Genomic DNA, 17508 nt, shown 5'->3' on the forward strand with positions numbered 1-17508 from the left:
AACCACTTCATTGAAGATTTAGTATATTTTTCCGATTCAGAAATCGGTATTTCCACTCCAAAAATAGATTGTCAGAACATCAATCATGATAATTAAACTTTTAGAAAAACAAATGGTTCTGCGGTTGAGTCTTTTCAAATGAGTTCGTAGATTTAAATTCATACGCTCAATGTGATTGGTTTCAAACCGATTTGTTTTATGAATTTCTTTAGGAATTAATGTTTTGTAATTCTTAAGTCCATCTGTATAGATTTGCTTAGCCTCTGATAAAATCAATGTTTGGATAACTCCGTTAAGTGTTTTGTTTGACCGAGAGCCAATTCTGAAATCTGCAATTTGTTTTGAAATTCTCTATGGCATAACAAATCCAAATTTGTCGTGAATTTCGTTGTATAAAAGTACAGAGTTCATCCATTTTATATTGCTTTGCAAATGAAACCATAGGCTTCTTAATTGTTCGGGCTATTTCAATTATTCTTCTGATAATTGTTGTCGTAGAGACTTTCAAATACCGAGACAGACTTCTGATGCCTAGACCTTCTTTGGTCAGAGAAATAATATCAACGTTAAGATCGACACGATAGGCATTGGATTTGTAATTGCTCAATTGCCTTCTCCCACACGACTTGCATTTGAAACGCTGTCACCCATTGGAGTGAAAACCATTTTTAACACAGTGGTTTTCACAATATTTACAATTCAATTTTTCCATGTCCCAATCTGATACATTAGATTCGATAATTACGATTTTAAAGCTATTTAAGCAATTATAAATGACAAAACCAACCCGAAGGCTGGCTTTGTTTCTCTAAATCATTTTCTGAAATATACTGAAAATGAATTCTTTATGTTTTGGTTTTTGGCAAATGTCCCAATGTGGAACACTACCACCAAATTAACTGAAAATGAGTTTCTTATGTTTTGAGTTTTGGTAAATGTCCCAATGTGGAACACTACCCCATGTGGGACATTACCCTATGGTTTAAAATATAGGATATTATAAATCTTATTATTATTTTTTTCTATTTGTATTCCATAAAAATCAATATACTGATTTTTAGACTTCATTATAATAATACTTTCATTAGGGTATGAAATAATGTAGTCTCTGCCGAAATAATTTTGTAATGAGTCTGTTTTATTTATGTACAAAAAATTAACGATTTTTTGATATTCATACATTTTAATCTCGTCATTATTAACTTTATTTTTCAAATTATTGTTTTTATATATCACTAATACTAACGCAATGATATTGAGTATTAAAGATAATGTTATAAATAATCTTTTCATAGTTATGGGTATTGACGGTATATCGGAGTCGCCCTAATTAGGGGTTTGATAAAATAACTTATCATATCTTTTAACAATATCACTTATTATAAATTCTCTTCCTTGTTCAAATGGAATTTTTTGTACTTCACGCAAGTAAATATTATACATAGAGTCGTTGGGATTTCTTTGTTGGAAATCCTTAATGACTTTTTCAAGTTGAATTTTAAAATTCGCATTATTATTTTCAATCAAATATTTAGTGAAAGCATAATCCATAGGAATTTTATCCTTAGTTTTTTCAATAATATCTAATGCTTTTCTATAATGAAGATTTGCACTATCTCCCATATCAATCTTTTCATAACCAATTCCAGTAAGAGATTCAAAAGCGTAGTTAAAATCATGGTCTATTGGAGTAGGGGTATTCTTCATTGAGTAAATTAATGAATCATATTCTTTTAATATGAAATAAGTTTTAGCTTGCCAAATGTAATTTTCATAATTATCGGGAGATAGTCTAATCATACAGTTGATATATATTTTAGCAGAGTCCGGCATATTTAAAGGTATATTGTTGTATTTATCGTATGAATAGCTAGGCATTGTTGACAATGTAAAATAACTTGCAAAAAATTTTTCTCTACATATTTGTTCATTTTGTCTCTTTTGACAAGAACTAACTATTAAAAATAAACCAAAACACACAAATTGAATTGCTTTTACTATCCTCATAATTAAGAGTATTAATAATTTTATTAAAAGGAGAAATAACTGGTACAAGATAATTAGCTCCCATCAAATCATTGCCTGCCGCTGCTTTATTGTCCATACCTACATTAATATTAATATATGAGTTGAGCGGATACATAGGAGTAATAATTCTCCGATGGCGCGGATTTGCAATCCGTGCCTAAACTCATTTTCAAACATACTCAAAAATACAATTATAAATCAAATCCGTATGTATTATCGAGAAGGCGTAATTAGAAAAGAATTGAATAACAATGAATTACATCCAAAAAGAAAAAGGACAAACAATCAATTTGATCATTTGTCCTTTTTAGTACCCGAGGCCGGAGCCCATTAATAATTTTCTATTCTTAATTCAATTTTAATCATCTAATAATCACTATATTTGAATATTAGCAGAGATTACAGAAATAAAATTAAGCTATATTTAGCTACTTTAAATTTATAATTAACCACCTTTTTAGCCACCCTTTAATTTTGTTTAATCAAGTTGAATTCTGATGAAAGTAAGTTTTGAATTAAGAAAGGAAAAAATAAACGTAAATGGATTAATTCCCATACAGGTAGTTGTAAGATCTGATGGAAAGCGTTTGCGCAAAAATATAGGAGAATCCGTAGTAGAAAAATATTGGAATGGCACCCGAGTTGTTCCCAATTCAAAAAAAGAATCTTATAATCGATTTCAGGAAATAAATGATAAATTAGTTGAGGTAGAAGAAAGGATTAGGAAAATTTCGCTTTATTTTACTTTGAACAAAATAAAATTTTCTAAAGAACTGTTTCTTGAAAAGTTTGAAGCTAAAGAAGAAATCGCAGTAGAAGTATTTGACTTTTTTAAATGCTTTGATGAATTTATTGAAGTTGGAAAATTATCTAAATCATACAATACTACAAAGGCTCAAACAACGGTAATGAATTTTCTAAAACTATTTAGAGATGAAAAAAATATCAAGATTGACTTCGAATCTATAGATAGTCAATTTTTTGAAGAACTCTCAAGATTTTGCTTTTTTGAGAAGGAAATTAAAAATAATTATTTTGCGAAAATCATTTCTGTACTCAAAACATTTTTTAGATGGGCAATTAAAAAAAATTATACAAATAATCGAAATTTTGAAGAATTTAAAGCATCAGAACATGACATTGACATTGTTTATTTGACATTTGAAGAACTAATGACGCTATATGAGAAGGAGTTCGATACAGACCGATTATCTCACGTCCGTGATTTCTATTGCATGGGCTGTTTTACCGGATTACGATTTTCTGACTTATCTAAACTGCATTTAGCCAATATTTCAGAAGACCACATTGTGCTTTCCATTCAAAAAACAAAGACACAAAACCATGCCATAAAACTTAATAAATATGCAAAGGCTATCCTGGAAAAATATAAGGGAACAATCTATGAGCCATTACCTGTAATTTCTTCTCAAAAATTCAATGAATACATTAAAAATTGTTGCGAAATTGCTGAAATTAATCAACCATTCACTACCCATTGGTATGTCGGAAATAAGAAAAAGACACTAACCCAGCCTAAACATAAATTCATAACCAGCCATACAGCTAGAAAGACATTCATTACCAACTCCTTATTGTTAGGAATGGAACCTAAGGCAATTAAGAAAATTGCTAATATTAAGAAAGATGCTGTGTTGGACAAGTACATGAAAGTAACGGAAGCATTCACGGACGAACAAATGGACAAAGCATGGGGGTAGGGAATTTTGATTTAATTTTCTATGCACTTATTTTGGTGCTGATAGCTTTGGCAGTTTGCTATAAGTTCTTTGCCTACGTCATTAGAAGTTACTTTTTAAATGAGTCCACTTGGTTTGTTCAACAAACAATCTTAAGCTCTTATTTTGTTTTTAAATATTTAACTTCAGCTATTATCATTTCTTACTTGATTATTGGAGTTTATTTTTCAGTTTTCACCCTGTACTGGTATTATGGGCTGATTTTATTGGGGTTAACATCCTATTTGATTTATCGAATATTAAAAGACATAAGAGATGGAAAGTTCAATCTTAGAGATGATTTTGAATTTAATAAATATAGTACCGCAGTAAGTTTTTATAATAATCAGTCTGAACAATACCGAAAAAAGAGTTTTCAGGCAGTAATTGACAAAATAAAAAGAACCGAAATAAACGGGCTAGGTAAGGAAGATTATGCAGAGTTTCTAAATAGAAATGTCCTATCAAAAATAGAAAATGTCTTAACATTCGAATATTACGATTCTAAATTAAATCATTCCATTTCTGATCATTATACTGGTAATCTTTTTTATAGAAAATTTCTGAAAAATTTAAAGGAAGTATTAAGTCGTATTGATAAACGAACAAATGATTTGAAACTTTTAAATTCCGATTATCAAGTAATTGTTAATTTACTTCTCAATATCAAACTTTTAAACTTCGATGACATTCAAGGCTATCACTACAAAATTGATTTATTGGATGAAGAGTTGGATGTGGTTTTAAAGGAAAGAAATGACTATTCACTGGAACAATATAAAGACTTATTAAAATTTAATGGCGATTCAAAAAAGATCTATAGCCTTTTTGAAAAATATTTGGAATTCAAATACAACAATAGTAATCATCTAAAAGAACTAAAAATTCAATTTATATCTTTTGTGAACTTTTTTGGCGATGGAAAATATTATGAACCACCATATATAAAAAGTTTTGAAACAAAAGATATTAAACATCTGATAGGATTTTTTTCATACTTATCCGGTAAAGGACTTGTAAAATACAATGTTCAAGATTTAGTCTTTCTCGTTTTAAAGATAACCGGACATGAAGAAGAAGTCAATAACACATCTTTTGAACAAGCGCACCGGAACATTAAATTCAAATTATCAGAAATTGAAGAAAAAGCACTAAACGCTCGTTACAATAAGTTATTTAATTCATTAAAATAAATATCTCTTTTTCAAACATATACATTTAGTAAAAATTACTTAATTCACCGTAAATTTTTCCATTGGCATTAATGCTTAGAAATTTGGTTTCAGTTAAACCAATAAAAAAGAATTAAAATGTCAGTACAATTGTATTCCCATTCCAAATCAGATTTGGAAAAAGCGGTTGAAATTATTCTTAAAAAAGCAACCGAATTCTCATCGCCTCTTAAAAAAGAGGAAGAACAACCCGAAGACCTCATTCCACAAATTGAAGCAGCAAAATTCCTGCATGTTTCCATTCCTACCATTATTGAATGGAGAAAGAATAAAAACTTACCATTTTATAACTTCAGTGGGAGGTATTACTATTCCAAGAAAGAACTTTTAGAATATGGAAAAAACAGAAGAAGGTAATAATTACAACTTCTGTTTACAAGTAATTAGTTTTTGTGTATGGCTTCCGTACTAATCATACAAACTAAAAAAAACATTTGAAATGAGCGAAAAAATCCCATACCTGAGAGTAGGCACAACCTATTATAAAACCATTGAAAAACCTTTAATTTCCGGAGACAAAATTTCTATTTTGGTGCGATGGAATAGAGAAACCATTGTAAGCGATCATGGAAAAACCTATGTTTCACAAGTCCCTAAATATGACGGTTTCTGCTGTATTCCAAGCCATCTGAATTATCAGCAAATCATTGATGGTTTTTATAATATCTATAACGAAATTCCTTATTTACCTGATAAGGTTAAAAATGAGAAAAGAAAAGGGACAGAAGAAATTCCGTTTTCTATCGGTTTTATGAAACATATCTTCGGAGAACAATTGGAACTAGGATTAGACTACCTGAAAATTTTGCTCGAATCTCCTACTCAAATGCTACCAATTCTCTGTCTGGTTTCAAAAGAAAGAGCGACCGGAAAATCAACTTTCATCAAATGGCTGAAAGAGATTTTCGGACTGAATATGACCTATATCAAAGGCGATTCTTTCAGCAGCCAGTTTAACGCCGATTGGGCAGCTATGCTTATAGTAGCAATTGATGAAGTCTTCTTTGATAAAAAAGAGATTACGGAACGGTTAAAATACCTTTCAACCACTAATAAAGATAAAGTAGAAGCCAAAGGAAAAGACAGAGAAGAAATCGACTTCTTTGCAAAATTCATTCTTTGTTCCAATAATGAAGATAATTTCATTCAGATTGATGAAAACGAAATTCGTTTCTGGATTATCAAAGTAAAACCAATTCAGACTGAAAATACAGAATTCCTGCATAATTTGATTAAAGAAATCCCCCACTTCCTAAGCTACTTGATTAAAAGACCTTTCCATACTCAAAAACAAACCCGAATGTGGTTTTCGCATTCTGAGATCAGAACCAAGGCTTTACAAAAACTTGTCTGGAAAAACAATAATAAATTGGAATCTAAAATCATTGAACTCTTATATGAATTCTTTGAAAGCACCGAAGATGATGCAATACAATTCATCCCGCAGGATGTTTTCAGCATGTTGGGAAAAATGTTCAGGAATCACTATTGGACGGTTAATGATGTCAGAAAACTCCTGAAAGAAAACTGGAAGTTAGAACCACAAAAAAATTCATTGTCCTACACCAAATACGATATTGATTATAGCGGAAGCTTTTACGGGCAAAGCAAAACAGGACGATACTTTACACTGGAAAGAAATTTCATTCTTCAAAAATTTGATGAAATGATGAATTAACTGCTAATGAAAAGAAAATCAATTATTTACTTTTCATCAAAAGCCTCATCAAATTTATAACCCCTCAATTTTGATGAGAGACTGATGAGAATAAAACTTCGGATTTGATGAGATGATGAGCATTTGATGAGTCTATAAAATAATGTAAAACAGAAACATACAGCGTCCCCTCATCAATTCATCAAAAATTTAAGTTTGCAAAAGCCGGACTTTAATTAACTCCTAAAATTTTATTAACTACAAACAAATTAAAAATGAACTGCAAACAATTTAACAATATACCGTTGGAAGAAGTCCTCCAAAATCTCGGACACCTTCCAACGAAACAAAACGAAAAAGAAGCCTGGTATCTAAATCCTTTTTCCAACGAATCTCAGGCATCTTTTAAACTAGATAAACGTCAGAACCTTTGGTATCTGTTCTCGGAAGGAATCGGAGGAAACAATACCGATTTTATGATGAAATACCTGAATGCTTCAGTCAAAGAAGTATTAGTCTGGGTTAAAGAACAGTATTTTTCTTCTTTTCATCAGCAAAATCAAAATTATACTCAAGGTTCAGACAAAACGAATTACCAAATTACTGAAATTAAGGAATTGCAAAATCCAAATCTGATAAAATATCTTCAGGAAAGAGGACTCTCTTCAAATGTTTACCCTTTGATCAAAGAAGTCCATTTCACAATCGGAGATAAAAAACTCTATGCGATTGGATTTAAAAATGAGTCCGGAGGATGGGAGCTTAGAAATCAATATTATAAAGGCGCTGTTTTGAAAAAGGATATTTCTATGATCTATCTCAATCAGAACAATCAATTAAAAAACAAAAATGTAGTCGTTTTTGAGGGATTTATAGATGCATTATCTTTTGTTGAAATAAAGAGGTTTTTCAAGGGAGATTTATTGGTAATGAATTCAATTGCATTATTGAGCAAAACCAAAGAACAATTAAAAAATTATTCGAAAATCCATTTGTTTTTGGATAATGACCGATCTGGAGAAAAATGTAAAATAGAACTTTTAAGCAGTTTCCCTCAAGCAAAAGAATGTTCCAAAATTTATTCTGATCATAAGGATTTAAATGAATATCTGCTACACAGAATCAGAAATGAAAACAAGAATCAACATAGTGAGAAAAAACAGCAGGAACAAGATAAACAAAAACATTTTCGAGGGCATAAACGTGGAAGATAAAATAGGAAAATGGAAATACTTCCGGCTATAAAAACAGTACTTGGACTATATATTTTACCAAACTACCCGCAGAAGTTAGGAGCGCATTCGCAACTTTGAAAGTCGTCCCTCCTAACAAAGTTTCTTCTGCGTTCTGCGAAGCTTTATAAAAACGTGTAAAACGCAAATATTTTTAGTTGATGGTATAATCTAAATTTTCAGTGATAATGAAAACATCCATTAATTTCAAAGCTGCAAAATCTGATTCTGAAACTCATAATTTCAGAAAGAAAACTTTGGATTACATCTGCAAAGAACTTACTCCAAAAAATGAATACTGGATGGAGGAAAAAATTGCAGACAGAATTCAGAAAATCGAAGTTTATTGTAAAGAAAAATCAGGAAGGAAATTACAGAAAAATGCTATGCCGGTACGTGAAGCGGTAGTTGTAATTAAAGAAGATACAAATTTGCAGGATCTTCATCAGCTCGCTAAAAGATTAGAAGATGAATTGATGATCAGAATATTTCAGATTGCCATTCATAAGGATGAAGGACATTATGATAAAGACACCAAAGAATGGAAGCCTAATTATCATGCGCATTTGGTTGCTGACTGGCAGGATTTGAAGACCGGAAAAACCTTAAAGCACCAATCTTTTCATTATTCTAAAATGCAGGATCTGGCAGCAGAATGTTTGGGCATGGAAAGAGGAATCTCAGGCTCTAAATCACGATTGGAAGCCATAGAATTTAAAATTCAGAAAAAAGAGGAAGATTTTAAGGCTCTGGAAGAAAAGTATAACGAAATGAAATCAGCAATCAATTCTAAAAATTTTGAAGAATTAATTGTTAAGGAATCAGACTTCTTAGGGTTTAAGCATATCAAAACCGATAAAACTATTGAGAATTACGAAAAAACGTTCAAGGTCTACAATCATAGACTATTGAAAAACAAGACAGAATTAGAATCCAAAACCAAACAGATAACTGAACTTCAAGTACAAAATAAAGAACTCAAAAAGGAAGTATCTTTTCTCAAGTACAAAACAAATTCCATATTGACAAACAGCAATATATATTCCGTTCAAAAAGATAAATATCTGAAAATGGTCATCAATGCCCTTGAAAGAACAATTAAATTTGAACGCTTTAGAAATCCACATTTTAAGCATTTATCTGACTCTCAGGAAATGATCAAAGAAATGTCCGGAATCTGTAAAAAATTATCCAAAGAAAATAATATTCCAGTGTCTGCATTTGAAGAAATTTTCAAGGATTCAGAAAATAGTGTCAGGTTTTTATCTTTATTGCGATTTGGGAATGAAAATCTCAATTATAATGATGAAGATATTCCAATTAAGAAGAGAAAGAGAGGGAGAAGATTGTAGCTGTCAGATTGGATATTGACAAGTTCAATTTAATTGAATTAGCACTACCTGCTTTTGACGTAAAAAAGAGCCCACGCCGTTGTATATACTTTTAAGTATTTAGTGAGTGTTCATGACCTCACCCTGCGGGTTTACAAGCACCCTCGTTATTTTTAAGCTATCCAATGATCAATTCGATGCCTGCCTTTTCTGCTTTGTATTTTATTTTGGTCTGCAATTCATAATAACTCCAGTTGCGAAGCACAAATTCCTGTTCTTTTGCAATTCCTATCTTGTCTTCCTGATTTTTAAGAATAAGCGTGCCTGCTTTTTGCTGGATGCAAAAATCAATAAGCTTCCGGCTATACAGATGAAGTCTATGACTTACATAATGGCTTTCCAGATTTTCTGTTTTATACAATGCCTTTTGTTTCCGTTTCGCTCCTTTTCCGGAACGAGAATAGGTGATACCAGTCTGAATTCTCTTTTGTTTTGCCTGAATCGCAAGTCTGCGATATAAAAATTCCTCTTTCGAGCCAATATTAATACGTACGTTGTTAGCTTTTACTACAATAGGATGTTCCAGAGAAAGGGAAGCTTCTGCGATGATTTCGGGTTTTAGCAAGTGCTCTTCTTTTTCAAACTCAAAAACTGCAAGCCAATAAATTTTTCCCGATTTCAGCTGAATCTGGGATGTGCAAAGTTTTATTTCTCCCTTTAAAAGTCTTTCCATTATCAGGCGTTTATCAGAAAAGTCTTTCCCTAAATACGTTTTAACCGGAATAGCAAACATATTGAAACAAAACGCTTTCTTTTGGGAATCATACTTCATTTTGCTGATACATCTAACCGGAAGCGGAATGGGAATATCTCTTCTATAGTTTTGCAAAGATTTTACCCCCTGCCAATAATCGGCTTTATTTTTAGAAAAGGTTGATTGAATAGTATTATTCAAGCTTCCCAGAATGTCAGTGGGAATCTCACCTTTAAATCGGTCGCAAACCATTCGTGCAGTGGTGCTTGTTTTCGAACGTGTAAATATTCCCATTTCATTTTTGTTTACATCAGCCAGCTTGTATTGAATTTCTTCTGTGAAGTAAAAGAAATCCTTGATCATTTCCTGAACATAAAGATGGGAAACAATAAAATTTGCTGCACGAAAGCAGCGGTTCTGATAACGGTAGAGTCTCTCCCACATTTCTTTTTTTTCATCGAACGGAACGTCGATTAACAGCTGAATTTTTCGGGTAAGTGTAATCGTAGATTTTTCCATTTCAAATAGATTTTGAAAATGTGTTCTCCTTCTGTAAATACTGATATGCATGGAGGAAATCCCGATGAACTTCCTTTTCAGAAAGTTTGAGTTCTTGTGCAATAACCATGAAAGAGGATTTTTGTTCAAATCTTCTCTTCATAATCTCGAGTTGTTGACTGGTTAGTTTGCTTGGCTGTTCTTCATTTTCGGAGGTTCTCTGCTTTGGCTGTTCAAAAGAACTCCTATTAAGAATTTTCCGAAGATCATTTATGGCTCTGCTTACCTCATTACTTATACCTGTCACACTGCTTCCCATTGCTTCTGAAATTAATTTGTACTGAAAACCATATTCAAGGCAAAGTTCAATCAGGTATTTTCTTTTGGGATCAAGTACGCTTAAGACTTTATTAACTTCGTCAAAATTTCTTTGATCAGATTCCTGACGGAGAAGATGTTCCTTATCTTGCAAAGGATCGTAACCGACAAGATAATCCTGATAATTCTCAAAACGTTCAAGTGAATTAATTAATCGATGAAATTTATTCCTTGGAGCAGTGACATACGATATACAATCTCTTTTCATAACAAACCGTAAAAAGCCAAGAATATGATTAGGCGTTTCAATGGTGTCGCGGTGTAGCCAAAGTTTGAGGAATGTATCCTGAAGAATAGTTTCCACTAAAAAATCATCCTCAAGCACTTGCCTTCCAACCCAGAAAAGAAGTCTTTTATAGCGTAAATGAATATGTTCCAGAGCGATTGGATTGCCTTTTTTCAACAGTTCGTACAATTGAAGATCATTCATTGTTCGAGGCAAAGAGTTTGTTCTTTTCATAAGCAGTGTATTTTAGCCAATTATAGCTCGAAGAACTGCTTTGATCAATAAGGTAAATTCTCTACATAAAAACGCTAACTCTACATCTTGTACAATAGAAAAAGCGTGGAACTCAACTTACTGCATTAGAGGCACTGGTATGCCCGTGTACGATAAGAGAGCCCACGCCGCGGTCGTGAGCTAATTTACTTATCTTCTCGTACACATAAAAATTACCAGTTTTCTAATGCGAGATTCTAAGCAATTGCTTCAATATTTTATTAGAATAATTGCATTTACATTATTGCAAATATACTAAAACTTTCATGTAATCCATTTGGATTACATGAAAGTTTTGATTTTTTCACAAAATTGCATTATGGCTGGGCTCAACGAGAAAGATATATTGCTAAAAAACAAAATTGCTGATAGGATTAAGTTTCTAAGAACTAATACTGGCTTGTCACAATCTGAATTTGCTAAAAAATATGAAATTGACAGACAAATATTAAATCGTTGGGAAAGTAAAAGCAATAAAAGAGGGTTGACAATCTATACTATAGCGAAATTTTGTGATCTTGTAGGTATTTCTCTAAAGGATTTTTTTGATTTCGACGCATAAGAGAATAGAAAAATTACTCTTGAAAAATTTTTAAACAGAGTTTAATAAAAAAGACAGTTGAGGTGTTAATCTATTTGACCTTCGGAATACCAATTCAACAATACAGAATTCATATAAAAAGTATATTTGGCAATGAGATTGTCAGACTCAACCTGAAGAAGATTGTTTTTCGCAGTCAGGTATTCATAAATGTTAATCATCCCAAACTCAAATTTATCATTGGTCTTTTCAAAGGAGAGTTGGTGGGCATTGAGATTGGTCTCTGAAGATTGCCATTGGTTGTATGAATTATTTGTTTTCAGATAGGCTTCACTCAGTAAATTATAATACTCCTGCTCATACTGTCTTATCTGGAGTTGAGAACGTTCCAATTCTATTTTGGACTGTTCTACTGATTTTTTTGTTTGTAGCTTATTGAATATTGGGATGTTCAACGATAAACGTATGAAATGGCTTCTATTATCTGCAATCTGGTCACTGAACGCTCCGACTCTCGAATCTGTGTAAAAGGAGGAAAGAGAATAACCTGCACTTAAGGTTGGATAATATAAGCTCTTTTGCTCATCTATTTGTTTCTGGGCTATTTCCTCATCTTTTTGAGCAAGTTTGATTTCAGGTCTTGTGGACAATCCGTTTTCGTAAAGGTTTTGAATTTCTTCCGACGGTTGTGAGACCAACAATTCATTTTCAAACAAATAATTGCTTGAATCTTTCCTATTCAATAAATTCTGCAAAGAAAGATAGGCTTGCTGACAGACAGATTCCGCATTGGTCTTTCTCTGATAATCGGAAGTCAGATTGGCTTTCATTTCCAATAGATCGCTTTCCGATTTATTACCTAAATCGACTTCTTCTTCAATTCTTGAGAGATGTGTTTTTGTATTTTCAATTTGGGATTCTACCAGCTTTAACTGTTCTTTGCTAAACTGTAGCTGATAAAATGCTTGAACTACCTGAATCAGAATATCATTTTTGGTAATCTTGATATTGTATCGAACTTTTTCCTTTTCAAGTTTAGCAATTTTAATCCTTTCAAAATTCTGCCAGTTAAACAGATCCACATTAGAACTCAAAGCGATATTGGAAGATTGAATGTCCAATGTTTCTCGGCTGTTGGTTGCAGGATTAATGACTGATCCAAATTCAAAGTTCTGCCCTGCCGAAATTCCCAATGTTGGAAGTAAATTACTACGTGTTTTTTCTACTTCTTTTGCGGAAATTTGCTCCTGTAATTGCTGATCTTTGATAGTTAGATTATTTTCCCAAGCATAGTTTATCGCTTGTTCCAATGTAAAGGATTGTTCCTGCCCTGCAACCACTATACAGTAGAATAAAAAAATGATTGTCAGTTTATTCATCTGTTAAAATTAAAATCAACTTTGTTTTTCCGCAACGAAAAACCAGTTTTTATACACTTGATGAGACATAAAGTTAGAATCCTCAAGATGAGGGGTCTCCACTACAGAATCAATTAATGTAGTATAATTATTCTTTTCAAAATATGCCCTTATTTCTTCTGCGGTAAACATTTCCGTTTCATCGCTAAAAAAATAATCCAACGGACCAAAATGTATAAACAATCCTTTCTTCTTTAAGACCTGATCTATTTTGCCGAACCAAAGTTTTAAGGCTATGACATCTGTAAAATAAATTGAAAAGACACAATCTATTTCATTATCATCAAAAGGTAAGTTGAAAATATCAGCAACAAAAAAGTCAACTTTGGACTGAATTATTCTTTTTCGTTCTTCATCTATATAGGCAGAATGCTTTTGAGCAACATTGTCCAAAGTCAATACATTCTTATTTCTTGGTTGATAGAATTCGTATTGCTCTCTTTTCATCAACTCTTTGATATGCCAAATCATCGAATACGACTTATCTAAAGAATAAACTTTTTCAAACAAATCCGCAAGATCAACCGAGAGCCTACCGGTTCCACAACCTAAGAATAAAGACTTCTTATAAGCATTTTCAGAAATAACTTCCTTTATAGAATTAACTATCGTACTAATTTGTTCCTCCCCTTCCTTATAATAGCACCAATCCCTCCTTAAATACCAAAAGTCTTTTAATGTTGTATTCAGATTATCATTGGGATTAATTCTCAAATCCAACAAAGGAGTGACAGAAATTTCTTGCATAATTGCATTTAAGATTTCTCTGACATTATTATAATTATGCAGATAACCTTCGACCAGTCTGTTAATAAATTGCTTTCTATCTCCATCATAATTAGATAATTGAAAAATTTTATTTCCCATCAATTTATTATGGTTATAAAGCAAATAAAATGTTTCAGCTATGTATGGCGGTATATTATCTATGTAAATTTTTACGTCATCAATTTGAGTGAAATTATCTTTCATGTTGGTTATTTAATTGCTAAAAATCCTTCAAAACAGACATACTTCATTATAGTAGTAATATCAGTAAATCCGGCTCTTTCTAATAAGTCTAAGTTACCTTGAGTTGAAAACGGTTCTAAAATACCTTTCAAACTTCTCGTTTTATCTAAAATTTCTTCTTTACTAAATCCTTGTTCCAGTTTATAATCGGTATAAAGTGCTGTCGATATATCCTGAAAGCGTGCGTCTGCACCTCTTACTTTTTCAAAAAGTAAAAAAGCCCCTCCCCAATTAAGAGAATTGTATATTTTATCAAAAATTAGTTGTCTTACTCTCGGTTTTATAAATTGAATAGTGTAATAAGAAATTATCAAATCAGATTTTTCCAATTCCAAGTTGAGAATATCATCACAGAGCACATCAACATTTGAATAAGAAGATAGCTTACTTTTGGCACAATTTACCATATCTTCTTCTATTTCTATCCCGATTATTTTAATTGACTTTGCTTTATTATGTTCTGCCAGACTTTCAAGTAAAGTTCCGGTACTGCATCCTATTTCATAACAGATAGATTGATTGGAAAGGAAAAAGTCGGATAATCGACAAATTAGATCATGTCCTTCCTTATATAATGGAACGGACTTTAGAATATGGTTGTCAAATTTTTTGGCATTCTCGCCTGAAAAAGACCAGTTGGCATTTTTTAAATTCATATTATAAAACTAAGATGCATTTATTTAAACAACTCTTGAAAAGAAGAAGTCTCACAATTTCCGTAATTGAACCATTACAGAAATTGTTTCAGAAAATAGCCTGAGTTAAAGAAAAAGAGGCTGTTTTCACGAGTTGTGTACAGCCTCTTTTCTAAATTTTTCGAATTTTTTAATTGATTAGGTATAAATCCACACTTGATTTTTAGCATCCCATATTCTTCTAGGCATTTTATCATGGCAGTCACCTAAAATACCACCTGTTAATTTTTCAAGCTCGTTTGAACTCTCATCAACAAATGAATTTTTAAATTCTTCTAATGATAATTTTTTCATAATTACTATATTTTTTAAGTTGTTAAACATTGGCAATTTAAAAATATTTTTTGATTTAACAAATTATTATATAATTTAGTCATCTAATCATAATTTAAATTTAAAAGATGGATTTAGAGATTATATCAAAACTCTTTTATGAGGGACAAACAAGTCTTGTTGATGCAATAAAAAGACTTCTATATAAAAATGACCAATCCATTTTTGAAAAAATAGACTTTTATAACGACCAAATCTATTTAGATCCGCTTTTGTATTCTTATTTTACTTTAGGAAGCGATGGATTAAATATGACCCTTGAACAAATATTATATTCATTTCTTCCTGACACATCTACATTAAATGTTATTAGTGACAAAAATGGCATTATATATTTACCAAATTTTGGATATTTATCAAATGTAGAAAGAACTTCGGTTTTTGCTTTTGATAAAAGCAATCGCCAATTATTTTTGAAAACCGATTTAAATTCAGTCATTTCGTATGTATATGAGCCTATCAATAACATAGAAAAACATCAAATAGAGTTATGTATATACAATAATCCATATTTTGATAAACTCATGCAAACTTCATGGGTAGAATCTGGTGATAATTTTTCACAAACTGAGCATAAGGATTTAGTAAATAATAACAAGGAAAGTATAGAAAAAGCTCTGGAAATCATTAGAAAAAATATTCCAAGCTTTTATCAACTAATTATAGACTCAACGAAAAAAATATTTCTATACGAAAACTCGGAAATTAGAAGTTTTGTTACTAAGCAGTGTCACGGTGCTATTTTTTTAAGCGTAGATCAACATTCAAATATTAATTACTTCTTAGAAGAGCTTTTGCATCAATGTGGGCATAATATATTTAATGCTGTCACATTTGATGTAAGTGAATTTCTTCAGGTATCAGAGAATACAAATCTTGGAGCACTAATCGGCAATAACGACTCAAGAACAATTTACGGAGCACTGCATGGTGTATTTACAGTAAGTTCAGGTACTCAAGGATTATATGAAATATATAAAAATGTCGATTTAGAAAATGATGTGTTAAACGAGGAATTAATGGCTAGATTAGCAATAAAATCGAGTCGATTTAGGTCTGGTATTGAAAAAATAGACTTCCAAAGTATATTTACAGAGAAGGGAAAGTACATATACGATTTGTTAGATCAAAAATGTGAGCAAATAATAAATGATAATCCAGATATATTTAACAAGTTCGATTTTTCAAACCAACCACATGTTTTTTCGTATGAGAAATTCAAACAGATTAATTAGGATAATGAAAAATTTTATTTATATACTTCTCCCATTTTACCTTGTTTCTTGTCTAAACAAGTCACAACCAAAACAAAATTTGAAATCACCTGATTACTACTTTGCTCTTGCAAAAAAATATGGGTCCCAACAACAAGGAAGTGAGATACAGCAGATATATTATGACAGTGTACTTTATGTAGATCCTAACAATGCGAATACTTGGTGGGAAAAATCAACTTGGGAAATAAAAATTGGAAATTATATCAAATATTTTGAATACATGAACAAGGCTGTGGAGCTAGACCCCGGAGCTCACTTAGGTTGGAGAGGTGCTGTGAAGTTATATTACCTGCATGACTATGACGGAGCCTTAAAAGACTTTTTTGACCTAAAGAAATTATATCCTAATGCTACAAGTCTTGCTGCCAGAGGAGAAGATTTGGATTTCCTTATTGGAAGTGCTTATTGGCAAAAGAACGACTTTGAGGAAGCCATCAAATATTTCAACAAATCTATTTCAGAAAATAAGAATGGGGAAGAATGGGCTGATGTTTATACGTTTGTTTACTTAGGAATTTGTTATAATGAAACCGGAGAAAAAGATTCTGCAAAAATCCAATTTGAAAAGGCATTAAAATATTACAAACAATGCGTTGATGCTTACTACTATTTATCTAAAATCTATTTAGAAGAAGGTAATAAGGTAGTTGCTTTGAATCATATCAACAATGCTATAGATTATGCCGATAAGGGTTTTATCAAACAAGATTCTTATCGTGATGTACTCGGGCAAATTTACTATTCGGATTTAACAGATTTAAGAAACTCCATCAGATCTGATAAATAGTAATTAGTGTTCTAAATTTTAGTGCAATTATGTTTGACAGATAAAGAAATAGAAATATACCATCATTTTTAGACAGCTCATGCCAAAAAATAGTAGAA

At 31.5% G+C, this 17508-nt stretch carries 16 protein-coding genes and 1 pseudogene; 9 read left to right on the top strand and 8 right to left on the bottom strand.

The features are described from left to right. Positions 1-36: 36 nt before the first annotated feature. A pseudogene (locus tag HU137_RS13145) lies at positions 37-712 on the bottom strand (IS1 family transposase). Positions 713-1326: 614 nt separating this feature from the next. Beyond that, a complete protein-coding gene (locus HU137_RS05475) occupies positions 1327-2007 on the bottom strand; it encodes a tetratricopeptide repeat protein (RefSeq protein WP_182042782.1) in 681 nt (226 codons plus the stop codon). Positions 2008-2525: 518 nt separating this feature from the next. On the opposite strand from HU137_RS05475, the gene HU137_RS05480 reads away from it, so the two are divergent. From HU137_RS05480 to HU137_RS05505, 6 genes are all read left to right on the top strand, one after another. Further along, positions 2526-3749: a site-specific integrase gene (locus tag HU137_RS05480; protein WP_182042783.1), complete on the top strand. Its 1224-nt coding sequence runs from the start codon at positions 2526-2528 to the stop codon at positions 3747-3749. After that, positions 3740-4960, top strand: a complete 1221-nt coding sequence (locus tag HU137_RS05485) for a hypothetical protein (protein ID WP_182042784.1) — start codon at positions 3740-3742, stop codon at positions 4958-4960. The genes HU137_RS05480 and HU137_RS05485 overlap by 10 nt, the downstream gene beginning before the upstream one ends. Before the next feature lie 117 nt (positions 4961-5077). After that, a complete protein-coding gene (locus HU137_RS05490) occupies positions 5078-5356 on the top strand; it encodes a helix-turn-helix domain-containing protein (protein ID WP_182042785.1) in 279 nt (92 codons plus the stop codon). A gap of 82 nt (positions 5357-5438) precedes the next feature. After that, positions 5439-6677 (top strand): primase-helicase family protein, encoded by a 1239-nt coding sequence (locus tag HU137_RS05495; RefSeq protein WP_182042786.1) that lies wholly within the window; start codon positions 5439-5441, stop codon positions 6675-6677. A gap of 254 nt (positions 6678-6931) precedes the next feature. Continuing rightward, positions 6932-7870: a toprim domain-containing protein gene (locus HU137_RS05500; RefSeq protein ID WP_182042787.1), complete on the top strand. Its 939-nt coding sequence runs from the start codon at positions 6932-6934 to the stop codon at positions 7868-7870. 206 nt (positions 7871-8076) lie between these two features. Beyond that, positions 8077-9240, top strand: coding sequence for a hypothetical protein (locus HU137_RS05505; protein WP_182042788.1), 1164 nt, complete (start codon positions 8077-8079; stop codon positions 9238-9240). A gap of 157 nt (positions 9241-9397) precedes the next feature. On the opposite strand, the gene HU137_RS05510 is transcribed toward HU137_RS05505, so the two are convergent. Both HU137_RS05510 and HU137_RS05515 read right to left on the bottom strand, forming a co-directional pair. Beyond that, positions 9398-10492 carry a transposase gene (locus HU137_RS05510; RefSeq protein WP_182042789.1) on the bottom strand — a complete coding sequence of 365 codons (1095 nt, stop codon included), beginning with the start codon at positions 10490-10492 and terminating at the stop codon, positions 9398-9400. A 1-nt stretch (position 10493) separates the two neighbouring features. Continuing rightward, positions 10494-11309: an RNA polymerase sigma factor gene (locus tag HU137_RS05515; RefSeq protein ID WP_182042790.1), complete on the bottom strand. Its 816-nt coding sequence runs from the start codon at positions 11307-11309 to the stop codon at positions 10494-10496. Positions 11310-11667: 358 nt separating this feature from the next. Here HU137_RS05515 and HU137_RS05520 point away from each other — a divergent pair, with 358 nt between their 5' ends. Continuing rightward, complete coding sequence (locus HU137_RS05520; protein ID WP_182042791.1) at positions 11668-11910, top strand: helix-turn-helix domain-containing protein; 243 nt, start codon at positions 11668-11670, stop codon at positions 11908-11910. 65 nt (positions 11911-11975) lie between these two features. On the opposite strand, the gene HU137_RS05525 is transcribed toward HU137_RS05520, so the two are convergent. The 4 genes from HU137_RS05525 to HU137_RS05540 form a co-directional block, all read right to left on the bottom strand. Next, complete coding sequence (locus HU137_RS05525) at positions 11976-13268, bottom strand: TolC family protein (RefSeq protein ID WP_182042792.1); 1293 nt, start codon at positions 13266-13268, stop codon at positions 11976-11978. A gap of 15 nt (positions 13269-13283) precedes the next feature. Next, the gene (locus tag HU137_RS05530) at positions 13284-14279 is read right to left on the bottom strand and encodes a class I SAM-dependent methyltransferase (protein ID WP_182042793.1); all 996 of its coding nucleotides are present in this window, start codon (positions 14277-14279) and stop codon (positions 13284-13286) included. Positions 14280-14284: 5 nt separating this feature from the next. Further along, on the bottom strand, positions 14285-14974 hold the full coding sequence (locus HU137_RS05535; protein ID WP_182042794.1) for a methyltransferase domain-containing protein: 690 nt from the start codon (positions 14972-14974) through the stop codon (positions 14285-14287). A 177-nt stretch (positions 14975-15151) separates the two neighbouring features. After that, positions 15152-15307, bottom strand: a complete 156-nt coding sequence (locus tag HU137_RS05540; protein WP_182042795.1) for a hypothetical protein — start codon at positions 15305-15307, stop codon at positions 15152-15154. Between the two features lie 107 nt (positions 15308-15414). Between HU137_RS05540 and HU137_RS05545 the strand changes: the two genes are divergently transcribed. Together HU137_RS05545 and HU137_RS05550 are read left to right on the top strand one after the other, a co-directional pair. Continuing rightward, positions 15415-16581 carry a hypothetical protein gene (locus HU137_RS05545; protein ID WP_182042796.1) on the top strand — a complete coding sequence of 389 codons (1167 nt, stop codon included), beginning with the start codon at positions 15415-15417 and terminating at the stop codon, positions 16579-16581. 4 nt (positions 16582-16585) lie between these two features. Next, positions 16586-17410 carry a tetratricopeptide repeat protein gene (locus HU137_RS05550; protein WP_182042797.1) on the top strand — a complete coding sequence of 275 codons (825 nt, stop codon included), beginning with the start codon at positions 16586-16588 and terminating at the stop codon, positions 17408-17410. Positions 17411-17508: the final 98 nt, after the last annotated feature.

The sequence above is a fragment of the Moheibacter lacus genome (assembly GCF_014042165.1).
GTDB lineage: Bacteria > Bacteroidota > Bacteroidia > Flavobacteriales > Weeksellaceae > Moheibacter > Moheibacter lacus.

Bases quoted from the DNA above. Each gene is read 5' to 3' on its own strand.
- HU137_RS05475 (WP_182042782.1), bottom strand. From the start codon at position 2,007: ATGAGGATAGTAAAAGCAATTCAATTTGTGTGTTTTGGTTTATTTTTA.
- HU137_RS05480 (WP_182042783.1), top strand. From the start codon at position 2,526: ATGAAAGTAAGTTTTGAATTAAGAAAGGAAAAAATAAACGTAAATGGA.
- HU137_RS05485 (WP_182042784.1), top strand. From the start codon at position 3,740: ATGGGGGTAGGGAATTTTGATTTAATTTTCTATGCACTTATTTTGGTG.
- HU137_RS05490 (WP_182042785.1), top strand. From the start codon at position 5,078: ATGTCAGTACAATTGTATTCCCATTCCAAATCAGATTTGGAAAAAGCG.
- HU137_RS05495 (WP_182042786.1), top strand. From the start codon at position 5,439: ATGAGCGAAAAAATCCCATACCTGAGAGTAGGCACAACCTATTATAAA.
- HU137_RS05500 (WP_182042787.1), top strand. From the start codon at position 6,932: ATGAACTGCAAACAATTTAACAATATACCGTTGGAAGAAGTCCTCCAA.
- HU137_RS05505 (WP_182042788.1), top strand. From the start codon at position 8,077: ATGAAAACATCCATTAATTTCAAAGCTGCAAAATCTGATTCTGAAACT.
- HU137_RS05510 (WP_182042789.1), bottom strand. From the start codon at position 10,492: ATGGAAAAATCTACGATTACACTTACCCGAAAAATTCAGCTGTTAATC.
- HU137_RS05515 (WP_182042790.1), bottom strand. From the start codon at position 11,309: ATGAAAAGAACAAACTCTTTGCCTCGAACAATGAATGATCTTCAATTG.
- HU137_RS05520 (WP_182042791.1), top strand. From the start codon at position 11,668: ATGGCTGGGCTCAACGAGAAAGATATATTGCTAAAAAACAAAATTGCT.
- HU137_RS05525 (WP_182042792.1), bottom strand. From the start codon at position 13,268: ATGAATAAACTGACAATCATTTTTTTATTCTACTGTATAGTGGTTGCA.
- HU137_RS05530 (WP_182042793.1), bottom strand. From the start codon at position 14,279: ATGAAAGATAATTTCACTCAAATTGATGACGTAAAAATTTACATAGAT.
- HU137_RS05535 (WP_182042794.1), bottom strand. From the start codon at position 14,974: ATGAATTTAAAAAATGCCAACTGGTCTTTTTCAGGCGAGAATGCCAAA.
- HU137_RS05540 (WP_182042795.1), bottom strand. From the start codon at position 15,307: ATGAAAAAATTATCATTAGAAGAATTTAAAAATTCATTTGTTGATGAG.
- HU137_RS05545 (WP_182042796.1), top strand. From the start codon at position 15,415: ATGGATTTAGAGATTATATCAAAACTCTTTTATGAGGGACAAACAAGT.
- HU137_RS05550 (WP_182042797.1), top strand. From the start codon at position 16,586: ATGAAAAATTTTATTTATATACTTCTCCCATTTTACCTTGTTTCTTGT.